19 protein-coding genes and 1 pseudogene are annotated in these 16,495 nt (G+C 64.6%); 13 read left to right on the forward strand and 7 right to left on the reverse strand.

Annotation, left to right across the window (positions count from 1 at the left end; translation table 11 throughout):
• Nucleotides 1-88 precede the first annotated feature (88 nt).
• The 3 genes from pheT to ACQPYR_RS30465 all read right to left on the reverse strand — a co-directional run bounded on the left by pheT (nt 89) and on the right by ACQPYR_RS30465 (nt 6,202).
• Nucleotides 89-2,593, reverse strand: a complete 2,505-nt coding sequence (pheT, locus tag ACQPYR_RS30455) for a phenylalanine--tRNA ligase subunit beta (protein ID WP_433622350.1) — start codon at nt 2,591-2,593, stop codon at nt 89-91.
• A gap of 31 nt (nt 2,594-2,624) precedes the next feature.
• Nucleotides 2,625-3,683 (reverse strand): phenylalanine--tRNA ligase subunit alpha, encoded by a 1,059-nt coding sequence (gene pheS, locus ACQPYR_RS30460; RefSeq protein ID WP_433622351.1) that lies wholly within the window; start codon nt 3,681-3,683, stop codon nt 2,625-2,627.
• A gap of 1,094 nt (nt 3,684-4,777) precedes the next feature.
• Nucleotides 4,778-6,202 (reverse strand): MFS transporter, encoded by a 1,425-nt coding sequence (locus tag ACQPYR_RS30465; protein ID WP_433622352.1) that lies wholly within the window; start codon nt 6,200-6,202, stop codon nt 4,778-4,780.
• Nucleotides 6,203-6,303: 101 nt separating this feature from the next.
• Between ACQPYR_RS30465 and ACQPYR_RS30470 the strand changes: the two genes are divergently transcribed.
• The 5 genes and pseudogenes from ACQPYR_RS30470 to ACQPYR_RS30490 all read left to right on the forward strand — a co-directional run.
• On the forward strand, nt 6,304-6,885 hold the full coding sequence (locus ACQPYR_RS30470) for a TetR/AcrR family transcriptional regulator (RefSeq protein ID WP_433622353.1): 582 nt from the start codon (nt 6,304-6,306) through the stop codon (nt 6,883-6,885).
• Between the two features lie 292 nt (nt 6,886-7,177).
• Complete coding sequence (locus tag ACQPYR_RS30475) at nt 7,178-7,702, forward strand: cysteine dioxygenase (RefSeq protein WP_433622354.1); 525 nt, start codon at nt 7,178-7,180, stop codon at nt 7,700-7,702.
• A 192-nt stretch (nt 7,703-7,894) separates the two neighbouring features.
• Nucleotides 7,895-8,305: a rhodanese-like domain-containing protein gene (locus ACQPYR_RS30480; protein WP_433622355.1), complete on the forward strand. Its 411-nt coding sequence runs from the start codon at nt 7,895-7,897 to the stop codon at nt 8,303-8,305.
• A gap of 505 nt (nt 8,306-8,810) precedes the next feature.
• A complete protein-coding gene (locus ACQPYR_RS30485) occupies nt 8,811-9,482 on the forward strand; it encodes a hemerythrin domain-containing protein (RefSeq protein WP_433622356.1) in 672 nt (223 codons plus the stop codon).
• Nucleotides 9,483-9,515: 33 nt separating this feature from the next.
• Nucleotides 9,516-9,617: pseudogene (locus tag ACQPYR_RS30490) on the forward strand (rhodanese-like domain-containing protein); the annotation flags it as partial.
• Nucleotides 9,618-9,673: 56 nt separating this feature from the next.
• Here ACQPYR_RS30490 and ACQPYR_RS30495 read toward each other — a convergent pair.
• From ACQPYR_RS30495 to ACQPYR_RS30510, 4 genes are all read right to left on the reverse strand, one after another.
• Nucleotides 9,674-9,814, reverse strand: a complete 141-nt coding sequence (locus ACQPYR_RS30495; protein WP_433622357.1) for a hypothetical protein — start codon at nt 9,812-9,814, stop codon at nt 9,674-9,676.
• Nucleotides 9,811-10,083 (reverse strand): hypothetical protein, encoded by a 273-nt coding sequence (locus tag ACQPYR_RS30500; RefSeq protein ID WP_433622358.1) that lies wholly within the window; start codon nt 10,081-10,083, stop codon nt 9,811-9,813. Before ACQPYR_RS30500 ends, ACQPYR_RS30495 begins: the two co-directional genes overlap by 4 nt.
• A 35-nt stretch (nt 10,084-10,118) precedes the next feature.
• Complete coding sequence (locus ACQPYR_RS30505) at nt 10,119-10,427, reverse strand: hypothetical protein (RefSeq protein WP_433622359.1); 309 nt, start codon at nt 10,425-10,427, stop codon at nt 10,119-10,121.
• A 724-nt stretch (nt 10,428-11,151) separates the two neighbouring features.
• Nucleotides 11,152-11,322: a hypothetical protein gene (locus tag ACQPYR_RS30510; RefSeq protein WP_433622360.1), complete on the reverse strand. Its 171-nt coding sequence runs from the start codon at nt 11,320-11,322 to the stop codon at nt 11,152-11,154.
• 288 nt (nt 11,323-11,610) lie between these two features.
• Here ACQPYR_RS30510 and ACQPYR_RS30515 point away from each other — a divergent pair, with 288 nt between their 5' ends.
• From ACQPYR_RS30515 to ACQPYR_RS30550, 8 genes are all read left to right on the forward strand, one after another.
• A complete protein-coding gene (locus ACQPYR_RS30515) occupies nt 11,611-12,462 on the forward strand; it encodes a helix-turn-helix domain-containing protein (protein ID WP_433635287.1) in 852 nt (283 codons plus the stop codon).
• Complete coding sequence (locus ACQPYR_RS30520; RefSeq protein WP_433622361.1) at nt 12,459-12,665, forward strand: DUF397 domain-containing protein; 207 nt, start codon at nt 12,459-12,461, stop codon at nt 12,663-12,665. The genes ACQPYR_RS30515 and ACQPYR_RS30520 overlap by 4 nt, the downstream gene beginning before the upstream one ends.
• Before the next feature lie 235 nt (nt 12,666-12,900).
• Complete coding sequence (locus ACQPYR_RS30525; protein ID WP_433622362.1) at nt 12,901-13,110, forward strand: hypothetical protein; 210 nt, start codon at nt 12,901-12,903, stop codon at nt 13,108-13,110.
• 77 nt (nt 13,111-13,187) lie between these two features.
• Entirely contained in the window at nt 13,188-13,526 is a 339-nt protein-coding gene (locus tag ACQPYR_RS30530; protein WP_433622363.1) for an ESX-1 secretion-associated protein, read from the forward strand.
• Nucleotides 13,523-13,822 (forward strand): WXG100 family type VII secretion target, encoded by a 300-nt coding sequence (locus ACQPYR_RS30535; RefSeq protein WP_433622364.1) that lies wholly within the window; start codon nt 13,523-13,525, stop codon nt 13,820-13,822. The genes ACQPYR_RS30530 and ACQPYR_RS30535 overlap by 4 nt, the downstream gene beginning before the upstream one ends.
• A 5-nt stretch (nt 13,823-13,827) precedes the next feature.
• Nucleotides 13,828-15,207 (forward strand): hypothetical protein, encoded by a 1,380-nt coding sequence (locus tag ACQPYR_RS30540; protein WP_433622365.1) that lies wholly within the window; start codon nt 13,828-13,830, stop codon nt 15,205-15,207.
• Nucleotides 15,208-15,222: 15 nt separating this feature from the next.
• The gene (locus ACQPYR_RS30545; RefSeq protein ID WP_433622366.1) at nt 15,223-15,519 is read left to right on the forward strand and encodes a hypothetical protein; all 297 of its coding nucleotides are present in this window, start codon (nt 15,223-15,225) and stop codon (nt 15,517-15,519) included.
• 367 nt (nt 15,520-15,886) lie between these two features.
• The gene (locus ACQPYR_RS30550) at nt 15,887-16,459 is read left to right on the forward strand and encodes a hypothetical protein (RefSeq protein WP_433622367.1); all 573 of its coding nucleotides are present in this window, start codon (nt 15,887-15,889) and stop codon (nt 16,457-16,459) included.
• Nucleotides 16,460-16,495 lie beyond the last annotated feature (36 nt).

Raw genomic sequence — 16,495 nt, forward strand, 5'->3', positions numbered from 1 at the left:
TCACAGAGTCACCGGCGACACGTAAGACACCGAACCACAACGCAAATCGACCCCGGACGCAGTCGCGCCCGGGGCCGATAACAGCTCATCAGCCGCGCAGTACCGCGCCGACCGCGCCGGCGGCGGCCGCGACCGCCGAATCACGCGCGGCACTCGCTTCGTCCTCGGTCAGTGTCCGGTCACCGGCACGGAAACGCAGTGCGTAGGTCAGCGACTTGCGACCTTCACCCGCCTGCGCGCCCTCGTACACGTCGAACAGGGCGATATCCTCCAGCAACGCACCGCCGCCGGTGCGCAGCGCCGATTCGACCGAGGCCGCGGGCACGGACTTCGCGACACTCACCGAAACGTCCTGCAGTACCGCCGGGAACGGGGAAACCACTGGGACAGGCCGGGATTCGCGCAGCGGCAGGGCATCGAGATCGAGTTCGACGGCGCAGGTCCGCGGCGGCAGGCCCGCCCGCTCCAGAACTGCCGGATGCAATTCACCCGCATGCCCGATGACCTGACCATCGACCACCAACTCGGCGCACCGCCCCGGATGCCACGGCAGGTGGACCGCCGGCCGGCGCTCGATGCTCACGCCCGCCGCATCGCCGACGGCATCGGCGAGCGCGAAGGCATCGGCGGCCTCCGCCGGACGCCCGGCACCCCACGGCCCACGCGGTTCCCGCCGACCCGTCAGTACCGCGCCGATGTGCACCGGCTGGGCGGGCAGCGAATCGAGCAGTTCCTCGATCTGCGCATCGGTCGGACGTCGATCCACCGGCAGCGCCGCCACCGCGCGCACATTCGGACCGGGCAGCACCACCTGCGCGATCCCGAAGATCGCGAGATCGCGCGCACCACGAGAGATATTGCGCGCGGCCACTTCCAACAGCCCCGGCAGCAGCGTGGTCGCCAATTCCGCGCGCTCCACATCGAGCGGGTTCAGCACCCGCGTGGTGTTGCGGCGCGGATCGTCGGCGTCCAGACCCCAGATGTCGAAAACCCCGGCGGCGAGGAACGGCGGCGGCGGCACCTCGACGCAGCCGGCGAAGGCCAGCGCCCGGCTCACCGCGCGACGGCGGCGTTGCGCGGTGGTCAGCCCACGCCCGGCCGGCGCGGTCGGAATGACGGACGGAATCTGCTCCAGCCCCTCCAGCCGCAGCACCTCTTCGACGAGGTCGGCGGGCTGGGCCAGGTCGGGCCGCCAGCTCGGCGGCGTGACGACGAGTTGTCCGTGACCGGTGGCCTCGTCGACGCCCACCTCGACCGTGCAGCCGATCTGCGCGAGGCGACGCGCTGAGGTGCCGGTCGGATACACCACGCCGGCCACCCGGTCGGCGAGATCGATATCGATCCGGATCGGCGGCGTGGCGGGCACCGGCACCCGTACATCGGTGAGCGCGGATTGCACAGTGCCACCGGCGATTTCGGCCAGCAGCCGGGCGGCGCGATCGAGCGCGACGACATTGATCTCCGGATCCACGACCCGCTCGTAGCGCTTACCGGCCTCGGAGACCAGCTTGTGCCTGCGCGCGGTCCGGTAGACCAGCAGCGGATTCCAGGTGGCGGCCTCGAGCACGATATCGGTCGACTCCGCGCCGACTTCGGTTGTCGCACCGCCCATTACACCCGCGAGCGAGACCACGCCGGAGTCGTCGGCGATCACCACATCCTCGGCATCGAGCACCCGCTCGACCTCGTCCAGGGTGCGCAGCGTCTCGCCCCTGTTGGCCGTGCGCACGACGAGCCCACCGTTGAGCTTGGCCGCATCGAAGGCGTGCAGCGGCTGGCCGAGCTCGAGCATCACGTAGTTGGTGACATCGACCGCGGGGGAGATCGGGCGCACGCCAGAAAGCAGCAGCCGACGCTGTAACCACCAGGGGCTCACCGCATTCGGGTCGATGCCGATGACCCGGCGCACCGCGAAGCGGGTACACTTGGACTCCGGCTCCAGCCGGACCGGCCACGCGTCCTGCTCGTCATCGGCCAGGGTCCGCACCGCAGGATCCGCGTATTCGAGATCGAACCCGCACGCCAGCTCGCGTGCCAGCCCGCGGGTCGAGAAACAGTACCCGCGATCCGGCGTGATATTCAGCTCGATGACCGTATCGTCGAGCCCCAGCAGCTCATTGGCGTCGGTGCCCGGTTCGGCGGTACCCGGCTCGAGCACCAGAATGCCCGAATGATCCTTGCCGATGCCGAGTTCGGCGACCGAGCAGATCATGCCGTTGGACACATGGCCGTAGGTCTTGCGCGAGGAGATCTGGAATCCGCCGGGCAGCACCCCGCCCGGCAGCACCACGACCACCAGGTCGCCGACGGCGAAGTTCGTTGCGCCGCAGACGATCTCCTGCAGCTCCGGATTACCGACATCCACCTTGCAGAACCGGATCGGCTTCTTGAACTCGGTCAGCTCGGTGATCTCGGCGACGCGACCGACCACGAGGGGCTTATCGATATCACCGCTCACCCGCTGGAGCTTGTCGACCTCTTCGACCTCCAGCCCGACGCGGACGAATCCGGCATCGAGCTCCTCCGGCGTCACCGACCAGTCGGGGGTGGTCCGCTGCAGGATTTCGGTCAGCCAGGACTGCGCTACTCGCACTTGACGTTTCGCTCTCTCGATCGAAGGAAGGTCAGGACCGGATACCGAAGGGCAGTGTGAAACGCACGTCGCCCTCGACGATGTCCCGCATGTCCGGGATGCCGTTGCGGAACTGCAGTGTCCGCTCCAGCCCCATGCCGAACGCGAACCCGCTGTACACCTCGGGATCGATCCCACTGGCGATCAGCACCTTCGGGTTCACCATGCCGCAGCCGCCCCATTCGACCCAGCCCGCGCCGCCCTTCTTGTCCGGGAACCACACGTCGACCTCGGCCGATGGCTCGGTGAACGGAAAGTAGTTGGGACGCATTCGCGTCCGGGTATCGCGGCCGAACAGGGCGCGCGCAAACGCGTCCAAGGTGCCGCGCAGATGCGCCATGGTCAGGCCCTTGTCCACCGCCAGTCCCTCCACCTGGGAGAAGACCGGGGTGTGGGTGGCGTCGAGCTCATCGGTGCGGAAGGTCCGACCGGGGCACACCACATAGATCGGCAGTTCCCGCTCGAGCAGCGAACGCACCTGCACCGGCGAGGTGTGCGTGCGCAGTACCTGTCGCGAGCCCTCGGGTGCGATATGGAAGGTGTCCTGCATCGTGCGTGCCGGATGGTCGGGCAGGAAATTCAGCGCGTCGAAGTTGAAGTGCTCGGTCTCGACCTCGGGCCCCTCGGCGACCTCCCATCCCATCGCGACGAAGACATCGGCGATCTGCTCGGAGATAACCGTGATCGGATGCAGCGCACCGATGGCGTTCCGGCGCGCGGGCAGTGTCACATCGATCGTCTCGGCAACCAGCACGGCGGCGTCGCGCTCGGCGAGCAGCACCGTGCGGCGCGATTCGAAAGCTTCCGACACCCGCGCCCGCGCGACGTTCACGCGCTTGCCCGCATCCGCCTTCTCCGACTTCGGCAGGCTGCCGAGCGCGCGCTGCGCCAACGCCAGCGGCGCCTTACCGCCGAGATGCTCGGTCTTGGCGACCGCGAGCGCATCGAGATCGGCGGCCGCCGCAAACGCCTTCTCAGCCTCTGCCGCGGCGGCGGCCAATGCCTCCTCGCTCAGCGCTGCGTTCTCGACTCCATCGTTGTCGTCGGCCACGATCGTTCGTCTCTCCCCTGGGGATCGGTTCGCGGGTCCACGGTATTGCCGACCCACATTGCTCCTGGTCGAATCGTATTAGATGCGCGAGGGCCGATTCATCCGGATTACCGCTGACACGCTTGCCGAGTGTGTGCCGGCCTCGAACTTGCGCAGTTCACCCAGGCCAGCGCGGCTCGGCGCACAATGCGGTCGATAACGGTGCGTCCCCTAACTATGTGCGGACGGGATGCCCAGCAGGCCGAGCACGACACGAACAATCGCACCGACCACGAACCTACAAATCCGATCGTCGGCGAGTACAAGTCCCGTGCCACCGACATCAGCGGCAATTGGATGACGATCGCGAACCAATCTCCGTATCCAGCCAACGAATGAGCCGCCGGGCCACGAAAACACCAGCCCAACCAGAAAATCTGGATACCGATACCCGATTCATGACCGACCGCACCCCCCGCCGCGGCCTCCGCCCCGCACCTTCCAACGCAACCAGCCGACCAGCCACCCGCACCACAGCGGACACCCGCCCGCGCACCACTTCGCCGCCACGTCCGCCAAACTCATTAATAGCGACTGAGCATTACTGCTGGCCACATGATGCGCGGCCCGTCCGGCGTCAGGCGCACCACTCGTGCTTGATCGCCCCGGTCGCACACCCCGTGCGCGCCTCGCAGAAGGTAGGACTTATGCGAGGCGTGCACGGAATATGCGCCACCGCGCATGCCTATTTCACGTGCTGTAAGCGAGCGCTGGAGTAGAGGCAGATCGCGGCCGCCGCGGCGCGATTCAGACTTTCGGCGCGGCCCGCGAATGGGTAGGCGCACACGATGAGTCGCGCGCCGCACGACAACGCGGCACACCGCTGGGCCGGCCACACAAGTACGCCCGTCCCAGGCGACTGGCCCAGGGCGGGCGCGACCTCGTGAGCGCGTGGCACCGATCCAACTGGGCAGCAGCCGGGAAAGTACCGCGCCCACCCATCAATCCGCCCCAGAAACAACGCACACCCACGACGGCCCACCACGACACAGCCATGTACCCGCCCCACACGAGTAAACGTGGAGCGGGCACACCGCGATTCAGTGCCGCGACGATCAGCCCACTGCGGTGATGCGGCTGGGCAGGAGCCGGGAGAGTGCCGCACCCACCGCGACGATCGCGGCGCCGACCCACAGCGCGGGAATCAGACCGTCGATGAAACTCTGCGGGTCCGTGTAGGAGCCGTGGGAGGCGAAGACCGACGCCAGCACCGCGACACCCATCGCGACACCCACCTCACGGATGGTGCTGTTGGTGCCCGAGGCCATCGCCCGATCTTCCGCACTCGCGCTGGCCATCACGACCGTGGCACCGGGTGCGAAGGTCAGTCCCATACCGATGCCGCCGAGCACGAACGGACCCACGAAGGCGAGAAAGCTTGCGTCCACCGACGAAATCGCCGCCATCCAGGCCAGCGCCAGCGCCAGCAACGTCTGCCCCGCGGTCAGCAGATTTCGCGCACCGACCCGGTCCACGACCAACCCGGCAAGCGGCGCCACCACCATCGGAGCCATCGTCCACGGCATGGTCCGGATGCCCGATTGCAGCGGCCCATACCCCTGCACCACTTGGAAGTACTGGGCCAACAGGAAGATCGAACCGAAGACGCCGACCGCGAAGGTGAAGCCGGTCGCATTGCTCACCCGGAACGCGCGGGAGCGGAACAATCGCAGCGGCAGCATCGGATCCGGCGTCCGCAACTCCCAGGCCATCAGCAGGCCGAGCAGCGCCGCTCCGCCGATCAGCGCGGTCAGCACGCCGGTCGAAGTCCAGCCGTCATCGGCGCCATGGATCACGCCCCACACAACCGCGAGCACGCCGCCTGCGGACAACACCAGCCCCAGTGGATCCAGCCGCTTGGCCCGCCCGTGCGATTCGGTCAGAACCCGTGCCGCGAACGGCAGTACCAGCACACCGATCGGCACGTTGATCCAGAAGATCCACTGCCAGCTCAGGCCCTCGACCACCGCGCCGCCGATCAGCGGGCCGAGTGCGACGCCGAGTCCGGAGATGCCGCCCCAGATGCCGATGGCGGCACTGCGCATCTTCTCCGGGACCGCCGATGAAAGCAGGGTCAGCGAAAGCGGCATCACCGCGGCCGCACCGAAACCCTGAATCGCCCTGGCCGCGATCAGCATCCAGGGCTCGGTGGCCAGCGCGCAGGCCGCCGATGCCGCTGTGAAGATCGCGATACCGGCCAGGAAGACCCGTCGGCGGCCGAGCCGGTCACCGATGGACGTGGCGGTGAGCAGTAGCGACGCGAAGGCCAGCGTGTAGGCGTTGACGAACCATTGCAGATCGGCGAGGGAGGCGCCGAGTTCGGTGCGGATCACCGGCAGCGCATTGGTCACCACCAGGTTGTCCAGCGTGACCATGAACATCGGGATGCCGACCGCGGCCAGCACGGCGGCCAGCGCCCGCCCGCCCGTGCGCGGTTCGACGACCGCCTGCGGGGCGGCGGTTACGAGTGTCTCGGACATGTCCAGCCTTTGTTGTAATCGACTGATAACTAACTGCTCGAAGAGTATGCATCGACTGATAACATGTCAATGGCGAGCGGCCGACGACGAAGTGGAGCACGATGGCGAGTTCAGCCCGAACCCGGATGACCGCGACCGAGCGCAGCGAGGAAGTACTGCGCGCGGCCGTCACCGCATTCGCCGAATCCGGTTATGCTGCAACGAAAACCGATGAGATCGCGCGGCTGGCCGGGGTATCGCAGCCATATGTGATCCGCCTGTTCGGCACCAAACAGCAACTGTTCCTGGCCGCGACCCATCAGGTCTGCGATCGCATCGAGGAGATCTTCCGCGCGGCCGCCGCCGAGGGCATCACGCCGGACGCCACCGGGGAGGAGAAGATGCGCGCGCTCGGCAAGGGCTACCAAACCTTTCTCAACGAACGCGAACTTCTCCGAGTCCTGTTGCAGTCCTTCGCCGCCGCCTCCGACCCTGCCATCGGTCCGGATGTCCGCGCCCGCTTCGGCGGTATTTACGGCGTGGTCAAGGAACTCACCGGCGCATCCGTCCCGGAGATGTGCGGCTTTCTCGGCACCGGCATGCTGCTGACAGTGATGGCCGCGATGGGTGTCGCCGGGCCCGATTCGGTCGACGTCTGCTGGGCCACCGAAATGCTCGAAAGCCTCCGCACTGAGGGCGACTAGTGCATCTGTCCACGCGGTTGTCGGACAACAAGGGTTATTTGAGAGCGACGGACCGGTGATGGCGGTCATCAGATGCATTTCCGCTCACAGGCACGGTTACGGCGGCACCCCCACACCGCTCCGGCCAGTCGGGTGCGCCGCACCTCAGCGATGACGGCAGGTGTCCGGGTTTTACTCATGGTGATCGAGACCGATGGCAACGGCGTGGTGGTGCCGGACAATCGCGAGACCGCTTAGTCGCGGTTTGGCAGCGCAGTCGATTGTCCCCACGACCTTGTCAGGAGTATCTCGCTTGACCACATCACTGCCGGTGAATCTCAAGCACACCAGCGATATTCATCCCGCTGTCGATCTACCGCTGATGCGCGATGCGGTGTGTCCGGAGCGGACGCTGTGGTCACCCACCGAATTGCGGGAGTTGACCCGGTCGGTCGCCGATGCCATGGCCACACCACTATTGGACATCGTGCGGTTCGATACACAGCAACGTTGGTGGACCCGACTGGCGCTGACCATGGGCGTCGAGGTGTGGCTGCTGTCGTGGGCACCGGGGCAGGGCACCGAACCGCATGATCACGGCGGCGCCTCGGGCTCGTTCACGGTATCCATCGGCGAACTCGGCGAGGAATACCGTCACCCAGACGGACCGGTACGCACAGTCCAATGGCAGGCCGGTGAAACGGTCGCGTTCGGACCGGAGCGGGCGCATCGACTGCGCAATAACAGCACCCGCCCGGCCGCCTCGGTCCACGCGTACTCACCACCGCTGCGTCCGGTCCGCGAGTACCGCGCACTCACGGATTTCGTGGGCGTATGAGCGAGCGAACATTCAACACAGCTGCCATGGTCATGACGGAGCCGAGCGCCAGCGAGGCGCATTCATGAGACCAGTCCTCACCGGGACGACACCTTCCAAGACCACCCGCCTCCGGCACAGGCACCCGGGGACGACGTCTCATGACAGTCCGCGAAGGACAAGCGACGCGAGCGTTCCCAGGAGGCCCCGGCCATGAAAGAAGGTAGTGCTATCAGCGCCGAGGACAGGCTCGACAACGCGCGGGCCAAACTGGATCGCGTCGCCCCGCAGCAAGCGGCGACGCTACTGGCCGAGGGCGCATTGGTCGTAGATATCCGCCCGCACGCCAACCGCCTCGCCGAGGGTGAAATCCCCGGTTCGGTCGTGGTGGAACGAATAGTGCTGGAATGGCGGCTCGACCCGACCGGCGAGCATCGGCTGCCCGGTCTCACCGAGAACACTCCGGTCGTGCTGGTCTGCAATGAGGGCTACGCGTCCAGCCTCGCCGCCGCCGACCTCCTCGAACTCGGCCTGCACCGAGCCACCGACCTCATCGGCGGCTTCCGCGCCTGGCAAGCGGCCGGCTTGGCCGTTGTCCCGGGCGGCACACCAGCCGTCCCCTAGCACGCCACCCGAACCCACGAGCCCAGTTGTCGCATATCCAGTACCTACCTCGCACAACCGAGTCCCGCGTCCAGTTGCTTGCTGCGCGGTCCGCCTCCGGCAAGTCGCCGAGCATAGCGATTCTGCGGTCGAAATCGGTGTGGGCGACCACCATTCGACTACGTTCGACCGAATCCCGGCCCGAGCAGCGATACGGCAGAAGCTATCTGGACACGACACTAGGCAAGCTAGGACCTACGCGCGACCACTACTGGATATGCGACAGCTCACGGGTAGCGGGCAAGTAATGCCCGCTGCCGCAATGGCATCGAGCGGTGCACTGATGTCGAGCGGTCGGCGGCCCGCACGCGAGCGGACGTGTTCGCTGTTGTGTGGGCATCGCAGAGGAAGTGAAACCGCCTTAAGTCACCGATAAGTTCGGTGCAAGCGACGGGATGCATTGTTACTCCGACAACGCGCGAACTGCCCGCCACCGCGCACGGGCCGCCGCTTTCGAGGAGCCATCATGACCAGCAATCCAGACACCGCCGTCGCCACCCGCGTAACCCCTGACGTCACCGGGATGAGGATCGCGCACCGGGGGATGATCGCCGATACCCGGCGATTCGCGCAGATCACCGCCCAGATCGCGGCCGGATCCGCATGCCCGCACCGGCGCGTAGCGGCCATCACGGAGTACCTGAATCTGCTCTGCGACTCTATCCACCATCACCACACCATCGAGGACGATGTGCTCTGGCCGGTCCTCATCGCGTCTGCTGGTCCCGACGTAGATGTGCGCGAACTCGAAGACGATCACATCCACGTCGACGAGTTGCTGTCGACACTGCGTACACGCGCGGCCGCGTTTGCCGTGGCCAGCGATAAACAAGCGGCCGCCGCCGAACTCGCCGAAACGCTGGAAACCGCACACGCATTGCTCAGCGAGCACATCGCCGATGAGGAAAAGGTGGTGTTCCCGATCATCGACGAGTACGTCAGCCTCGAAGACTGGGCGCGCGTCGAGAAGGCGGCGAAGCAAGGCGGAAACCTGAAATTCGAGGTCCCGCGCGTGCTCCAGCACGCGACAGAACCGGAACTGGCGCGAATGAAGCAGGAGGCCGGCCTGGTCATCCGGCTGATGCTGAAGGTTCTGGTGCGCGGCTTCGATAAGCGCGAGGCCATCATCGCAGGCTGACTGTCGCCGCACCGGCTCACCGAGAACACTTCCGTTGTGGTCTGCAATGCGGGCAAGGCCTCCAGCCTCGCCGACGCCGACGTCCTCGAACGCGGCCTGCACCGAGCCACCGACATCATCGGCGGCTTCCATTAAAGCCGCTTCGCCAACCTGCAGGTCCAGCACGATAGCGTTGCGGCCGAAAACCCTTGTCACTCATCGTAATTCACCACCACATCGGCGCTCTTGGACCTACGCGGCGACACCCGCGCCGGCCAGCACACCGCCCACACCAACACCGCCAACGGCAAACCAGCCGCCACCACCAGCCCGGCCGTACTCCAACTCATCATCCCCGCCTCTCCGATGAGAACACCGTCCACCGAGCGAAAGACATTCGCGGAGCGACAGTTTCGACGTCCGCGACACACATCACCGCATGCAACATCAGCACATCCATATGCAGCGGCGAGGGCATGATCACCGCATCCACATCCGCGCCCCGAACCTGGTCGACCAGCGGCACCAGCGTGATGTTCGGCGGCCACACCAGCGCGCAGCCGAGTCGCCGCGCCAGCCGCCGCACCTGCGCGGCATCCCATTCCGGCACTTCGGTGACCACTGGGTCTATCCAACCCAGCGCAGTCGGACGCGGCCTCATCGCTGCCTTGCATCACGGGGTATCGGTGTTAGCCGTGCGGCGAGGGTCGCAGCAACCGCGCCGGGGTCGGTCAGCCCATCCACTACATCCAGCAAGGTCTGCATGTCGGGGCCGGGCGACTGCCGTGGCTCGATATCAGCGAAATAGCGACAATCCAACCGCTCCGCGTGACAACGAGTCTCGATCACGCGCTCCGGCCCATTGGTCCGTTCGAAGCGGACGGCTTTCGGCGTTCTCTCGTCAGCATCGACGGATGTGGATCGCCACGGCGTGTACTGCTGGCACATATCCATGTCCTGGCTCATTCCGCGCATTTCCTCCTGATCGCGTATCGGTAAGCACCCGCCGCCGAGGAGCAGTCGCCGCCGACCGGGCGGGTTGGCCGGGCGGTCGATCTAGCGATGGGGAACACGGCGACGGGGCTGCGAAAACCTTTGGCACGCCCGGTGCCTGGGGATGCGGCACCCCGGCACCGGGCCGACTGTGTGAACAGCGACTGATTCGCCCATTCGCGGACCGCATCCGCGAACAGTTCGACCACATCGGCTGGTGCGCCGCTGCAGACGGCCAGCGGACCGATGAGCGCATCACGTTGCGGCAGTTCCGAATCGCGGTCCACTGCTCGCGATTGGCGGCCGTTCGGGTTTCGCGTGGTCACCGGCCCGCCTGACCGGTGTTCTCCGCGCCCGGATCGGCGTGAAGCTTCCCCACGGCACAGAACAGCCACACTCGGTAAAGGAGGGTAGTGAGCACGACGATCAGAGCGGCGATCTGAGTGCGCATTAGGCAGCTGCTTCGGTATCGGAAATCTGTTGTCAGGCAGAGGGTCTGGTGCACGTCGGGCAGTCGGCGGCCGAATCGGTGGGGTGCGGATGTCCCGTCTCGATCAGGCGGGTCCAACAGCCGCGCAACATCTCACATGTACCGACCGCACAGTCGGCGTGGAGATCGCGGGAGATCTCCCGATGCATCTGCGCCGGTGCCATCGCCCGGCTCGGATACCGGTGCTCGATGCGATCGGCGGCCATATCAGAACCCCTGGTGCGGAACATCAGCCGGGACCAACCGCCCGGCATCGATCAGCCGCTTCTTCGCCTGCGCCTTGACCGGGCACATCGACGCCTGACAGTCCAGGTGGCGCTGCATGGTCTCGTGGGCGTATTCGATTGTCATCACGGGCAATTCGCTGTGGTTTGTCACGGGCAGGCCATGCATACGGAGACTCCGAACGTGGGTGTGAGTGTCTGGAAAGCCCGGCAGCGGAGGTCGAAACCACCTGTGCGACACAGTTATTCACAAGAAAGTCGGTACATCCCGGCTACCGGGGTGATTTCAGTAGTACGCTCCCATGGAGTGCTTTGGAAGATTTCTATCTGCGATTCGCGGAATTTACTCCCGCACTTCCAGATTGCCGCTCGTAGTCATTCCAAAAACCACGCCAACGACTAGCGAGGCTACGTAATGACCGGTTCGGCTGTACCGCGTCGGATGTTGGGCCGTCAGTTGAAGAGGCTCCGGGAGGAATCGGGTGTATCGCCTACCGCGGCGGCTAGGGCGATCGAGGTATCACCGCAAACGCTGTGGCGGATGGAGTCGGGTCAACGGGGGCCGAAGCTGAAGGAGTTGTACATCGGCGTCTTGTGCAAGATGTACGGCGCAACCGAGGAAGAGGCTGCGGCGCTCGCCGGCCTCGTCGCGGAGACGAAGAAGCCGGGCTGGTGGCACAGCTACGGCGATGCCGTTCCGGCTCACTTCGACCTGTTCATCGGGTTGGAGGAGGCCGCGAAGCGGTTGACGACGTTCCAGCTCACCCTTGTCCCAGGTCTGCTGCAGACGCCGGATTACCGGCGGGCGCTCGCCTGGATCGAGTTCCCCAGCCATGCCACCGCGGCCCTGGAGACGTTGATCGAGGTACACAGTCGACGGCAGTCGAGGTTGCGGGACAGGGCAAGCGAGTTCAAGTTACGCGTGCTTCTCAGCGAGTCGGTACTACACCATCAGGTGGGCGGTCCAGCCGTGATGGCGGAACAACTCCGGCATCTTGCCGACGTCGGCCTATCGCCAAATGTGTCGATCCGGGTGATCCCTCAGCAGGTCGGAAGCCACCGGGGATTGATCACGGGATCGTTTGTGTTGATGGAGTTTCCCGTGCATCCGACATCTCGGCTGACCGAGCCTCCGGTGGTGTATGTGCAGGGCTATACGGGGGCTCTCTACTTGGATCAAGAAGCGGAAATCACGCAGTACCGCACTGCGATCGCGCAGATCCAGCAGGTAGCGTTGGATGAAGACAAGAGCAGGGAACTGCTACTGAAAGTTGCAAGGGAGTACCTAGCGTGAGTATCGACCTGTCCGGCGCAGCATGGTTCAAGAGCAGCAGGTCAGCCAGCCAGGACACGTGCGTGGAAATCGCGCACCTCGACCGCGGCATGGTCGGGGTAAGGGACTCGAAAAACCCCACAGGTCCGGCCTTGGTGTTCAGTCCTGTCGAGTGGGATGCGTTCATGGCGGGGTTGCAGAGCGGGGAGTTCGAGCTGTCGTGAGCGGCACGTGTATATGAAGTTGTAGGAATCCAGGATTCGCCTGGGGTTCTTCCTTTCCCGGGGCTCGATGCCCCCCGCATCGGCGACGGTTCGGCCACGACGGCGACATCCGAGGCAGCCTCGGCATCGCATCCAGCATCATTGTTGTCGGCGTGCGCGGCCCGCAGAAGCCACACTCTGCAGAAAACACCAACGCTTTTTACGCGCTGGTGACTTGGCCGGTACGGTCTAGGGAGTGCTGGCCAGCGCGATCAATGACACCCCGGACACTGAACTACCCGCAGCAGCCGACCACATACGAGCGGCACAGGAGTTCGCAGCCCGCACGGGGGACACAGATCTGTTCATGACGGCATTCGGCCCACTGGATGTCGAGTTCCACAGCCACACTGTGGAACTCGAAGCAGACGAACCCACAAGTCAGCGGTCGAAGGCGACACGCTGACCTACATATTCGGCGCCCCAAGGGTCTCCTACCTCGATCTGCGCTGCTCCCAATGGGCATCGGTTAGGATTCGCGGCATGAGTGATGGGGGGACATCAGCCTCTGGCCAGAACCTCGCGGTGGTGCCCGAGAAGGTGCGCGAGGTCGGCAAGTACGTCTACGAGTTGGCCGAGGCACTGCGCACGGCGTTGGATTCCGCCGCGAAGGACGTCGCTTCGCTGACCGATGGCAGCTGGACCGGGGACGCGGCCAATGAGTTCTCCGAGGGCTGGACCGAAGTGCGTGACGGCGGTGTCCAGATCATGACCGCTCTGACCGGTATGGCGGAGAAGCTGGGCGTCACCGCAGACACCTACCAGGCGCGTGACGAGAGCAACGCTGCCTCATTGAACACCTCGAGTTTGGATCTGCCATGAACTCTCAATTCTCGGTCGACCTGGACCATCTCGATGAAATCGTGATCCGCCTGTCAAGTCTGGCCGGGTTCATCGGCGAGCATCTCGATGAGATCGATGACCGGGTCGCCACCCTGACCGGCAGTGGGTGGGAAGGCGTTGCCGCCCAGGCCTATGCCGATGCCCACGCTCAATGGGTCACTGGGGCAAGGGAGTTCGTCGAAGGTGTGAAGGATGTGAGCGATGCGGCCAAAGCGGCCCACGCGCGCTACACCACCGCCCACGACACCAATTACAAAATGTTCTCCCAGGGATAAGACACATGGGTGTACTGGTTATCGACTGGCAGACCTACTACGACGCCGGCAAGAAATGCCACGCCCTGGCCACCGACCTCCGCACCGCAGACAAACCGGTCCACGACGCGGTCAAAGGCGAATGCGCGGGCATGGCCGGTAACACCGGCGGTTGCGAAGCATGGGGCAAAACCTACGACCGCCTCGCCCAGGAAACGATGCAGACCTGCACGAACCTGGCCGACGCCCTCACCAACTTCGGCAACATGCTCTACGCCGCCGGACACAACTGGGCACAGTCCAACAACTCCAACCCGATGCCCGACCCACCCACCGTGACGGCGATGTCGGAGTACAAGGTCACCATCCCGACATCGGTCGGCAACAACGGCGACGGCGTCACCGAGGGACACGGCAGCATCCCCGGCTTCTACGACGCCCTGGTCGGCAAGATCCAGGAAGAGTTCGGAAGCAACCTGCCCAACGGCAACAAAGACAAACTCGCCAAGGCCGCAACGACCTGGAAAACGTTCGCCGAACACAAAACCATCACCGATGCGCCGTCCCGGATCACCGAGATCAGCAACCTCTTCAGCGACATCCAGGACAAGAAAGGCCTCGAACCCCTCCTCGGCCACCTCACCACCCTCAATAGCGGTGCCACCCAACTGGCCTCCGCATCCCTCAGCCTCTCCGCACCCGTCACCGAATACAGCACCGCCACCTCAGAAACCCGCGACAAATTCCGGACCGCGGTCACCAATGCCCTGATAGCAGCCGGCACCACTGTCGTCATCGGCGTCGCCGCCTCCTGGATCACCGCCGCCCTCAGCGACGTCGCCGCCGGTGTCGGCGTCGTAGCGATCGCCGGCAACACCGCCAGAGTGCTCAAAAGCACCTACGACGCAAGCAAACTCATCAAAATAATCGGCACAGCCTCCGCAGTCGCAGGCGCCGCAGCCTTCACCGTCACCGCATTCGACAAAGTCCCCAGCCTCACCGATATCACCATCAAACTCGGCGCCATCATCGCCATGAAGGTCTACATCGATGACGACGACAAATTCGAGAACTTGCCGCTGGCTCCCGGCAACCCGGCTCCGGGTATGACTGATGAAGTTGAAAAGTACATCCTCGGGAAGCATGTCAAAGGCGCTCCCAACTATAATCCTTCAAAGGGCACCTGGCCTGACACGATTACCGGTGAGGCGCTCGACGAGCTGGCCGAGGCAGCCGAAAACTCACCGGCACGAGGACCGAACGATGACGGCAATTTTGAACGCGAGGTTGACGCCGGTAAAGTCATCGGCAGCGTGTCAGAGCAATTGGGGGGTCACGCCACGAGTCGATACAAGATAATTACCGACCGATTTGGCGGCATTATTACCATGTATCCGATCCCATAGATTTTAGGAGTTGAATTGGGAATCGACATAATTATTCAAAATCAAATCCACGAACGGATCGACCTGGTATATGGGGACGCGGAAGATACGCTTGTCAAGTATCGAGGGAATGCTCCGGCGGGCTCATTGCTTCGGGGGCTTCATGCGCACGCGGACACAATGTTCAACACGACTCAACTGACCATGCTCTTGGACGAACTAGCAAATCTGTTGCCGAACAACGACAAAGAGGCAGAGATGCTCGTCGTATTGCGCGATGCCGCCGAAACCGCTATCCGCAGGAATGGGTATCTTTGGTTCAGTGGGGACTGAAAGCGTGAACGTGTTCCGCCATTGTTAGCGTAATGCATTCTGGTGACTTTGTTATTCGATTGCGGTACGGAGACCTGGAGAGGTATCGCTATTTCTTGACGAAGGCGCAGCGGCCGCCTCTGGAGGCCCGCAAAGCAGCGTCGCGTAGCGACGTAATCAGCAGCAGCACACGCTGATTGGTGTACGCACCTCCTCGCGTACCCTTGCCGACAACGCCGGTTCGGCGGTATCGACGAGAGAGCTGGGCTATGAGTTATCCGCAGTACCATGGTGTTCAGTACCCGTATTCGCAGGCGCCGACACCGAAACCCAAGGGCGGGACAGCAATTCCGCCGGGGCGCTGGCGGCGATCGGCGCGGTTGTGCAATTGCTGGTCGGGCTGATGAATATCGTACTGGTCCTCACGCAGTCACATGAGCTCCGCCAGGCTGCGGGCTTCGCGTGGTACTCGACTTACGTGTTGGGCACCGGGGCGGTCGCACTGCTTGCCGGGACGCTGCTAGGGACCGGAGCAGTGGCATTGTTCCGTCGCAGGCCAGCGGGGCGTTTGCTGATCGTCGCCGGCTGCGCGTCGACGATCGTGTTCGGAATCGCCTGGGCGCTTGTCATGTTCGGCGTCATCTTGATCGGAGGCGCGTCGGGTATTGCCGGGACACTCGGTGGTTCCGTCGGCTTGGTGTTCCCCATTGCCACACTAATTTTGGCATTGGTGCCGTCGACCCGCCGCTGGATCGCCGCCGACCCGGCACAGAACGCCGACCAGCCCCCGCCCTACCCGGGACAGCCTTACCCGCCGCAGCCGAAGCCGGCTACCTTGCTGCCTATTCCGCCGCCTGGACACCAAATGCCGTACAGCCCGATGCACGGTCAGTTCCCGGCAATGCAGCCGGTGCCATATCCGCAGCCTGCTCAGTACCCCGGCCAGCCGTGCGATCGATAGGCAGCAGGAAGAACAGGTTGAGATTCCGGAAATCCG

The sequence above is a fragment of the Nocardia sp. CA-120079 genome, from assembly GCF_050955745.1.
GTDB lineage: Bacteria > Actinomycetota > Actinomycetes > Mycobacteriales > Mycobacteriaceae > Nocardia.

Excerpts from the sequence above, each read along its gene's own strand:
- ACQPYR_RS30465 (WP_433622352.1), bottom strand. The coding sequence starts at position 6,202 with ATGTCCGAGACACTCGTAACCGCCGCCCCGCAGGCGGTCGTCGAACCG.
- ACQPYR_RS30470 (WP_433622353.1), top strand. The coding sequence starts at position 6,304 with ATGGCGAGTTCAGCCCGAACCCGGATGACCGCGACCGAGCGCAGCGAG.
- ACQPYR_RS30480 (WP_433622355.1), top strand. The coding sequence starts at position 7,895 with ATGAAAGAAGGTAGTGCTATCAGCGCCGAGGACAGGCTCGACAACGCG.
- ACQPYR_RS30485 (WP_433622356.1), top strand. The coding sequence starts at position 8,811 with ATGACCAGCAATCCAGACACCGCCGTCGCCACCCGCGTAACCCCTGAC.
- ACQPYR_RS30495 (WP_433622357.1), bottom strand. The coding sequence starts at position 9,814 with ATGATGAGTTGGAGTACGGCCGGGCTGGTGGTGGCGGCTGGTTTGCCG.
- ACQPYR_RS30505 (WP_433622359.1), bottom strand. The coding sequence starts at position 10,427 with ATGAGCCAGGACATGGATATGTGCCAGCAGTACACGCCGTGGCGATCC.
- ACQPYR_RS30515 (WP_433635287.1), top strand. The coding sequence starts at position 11,611 with ATGTTGGGCCGTCAGTTGAAGAGGCTCCGGGAGGAATCGGGTGTATCG.
- ACQPYR_RS30530 (WP_433622363.1), top strand. The coding sequence starts at position 13,188 with ATGAGTGATGGGGGGACATCAGCCTCTGGCCAGAACCTCGCGGTGGTG.
- ACQPYR_RS30535 (WP_433622364.1), top strand. The coding sequence starts at position 13,523 with ATGAACTCTCAATTCTCGGTCGACCTGGACCATCTCGATGAAATCGTG.
- ACQPYR_RS30540 (WP_433622365.1), top strand. The coding sequence starts at position 13,828 with ATGGGTGTACTGGTTATCGACTGGCAGACCTACTACGACGCCGGCAAG.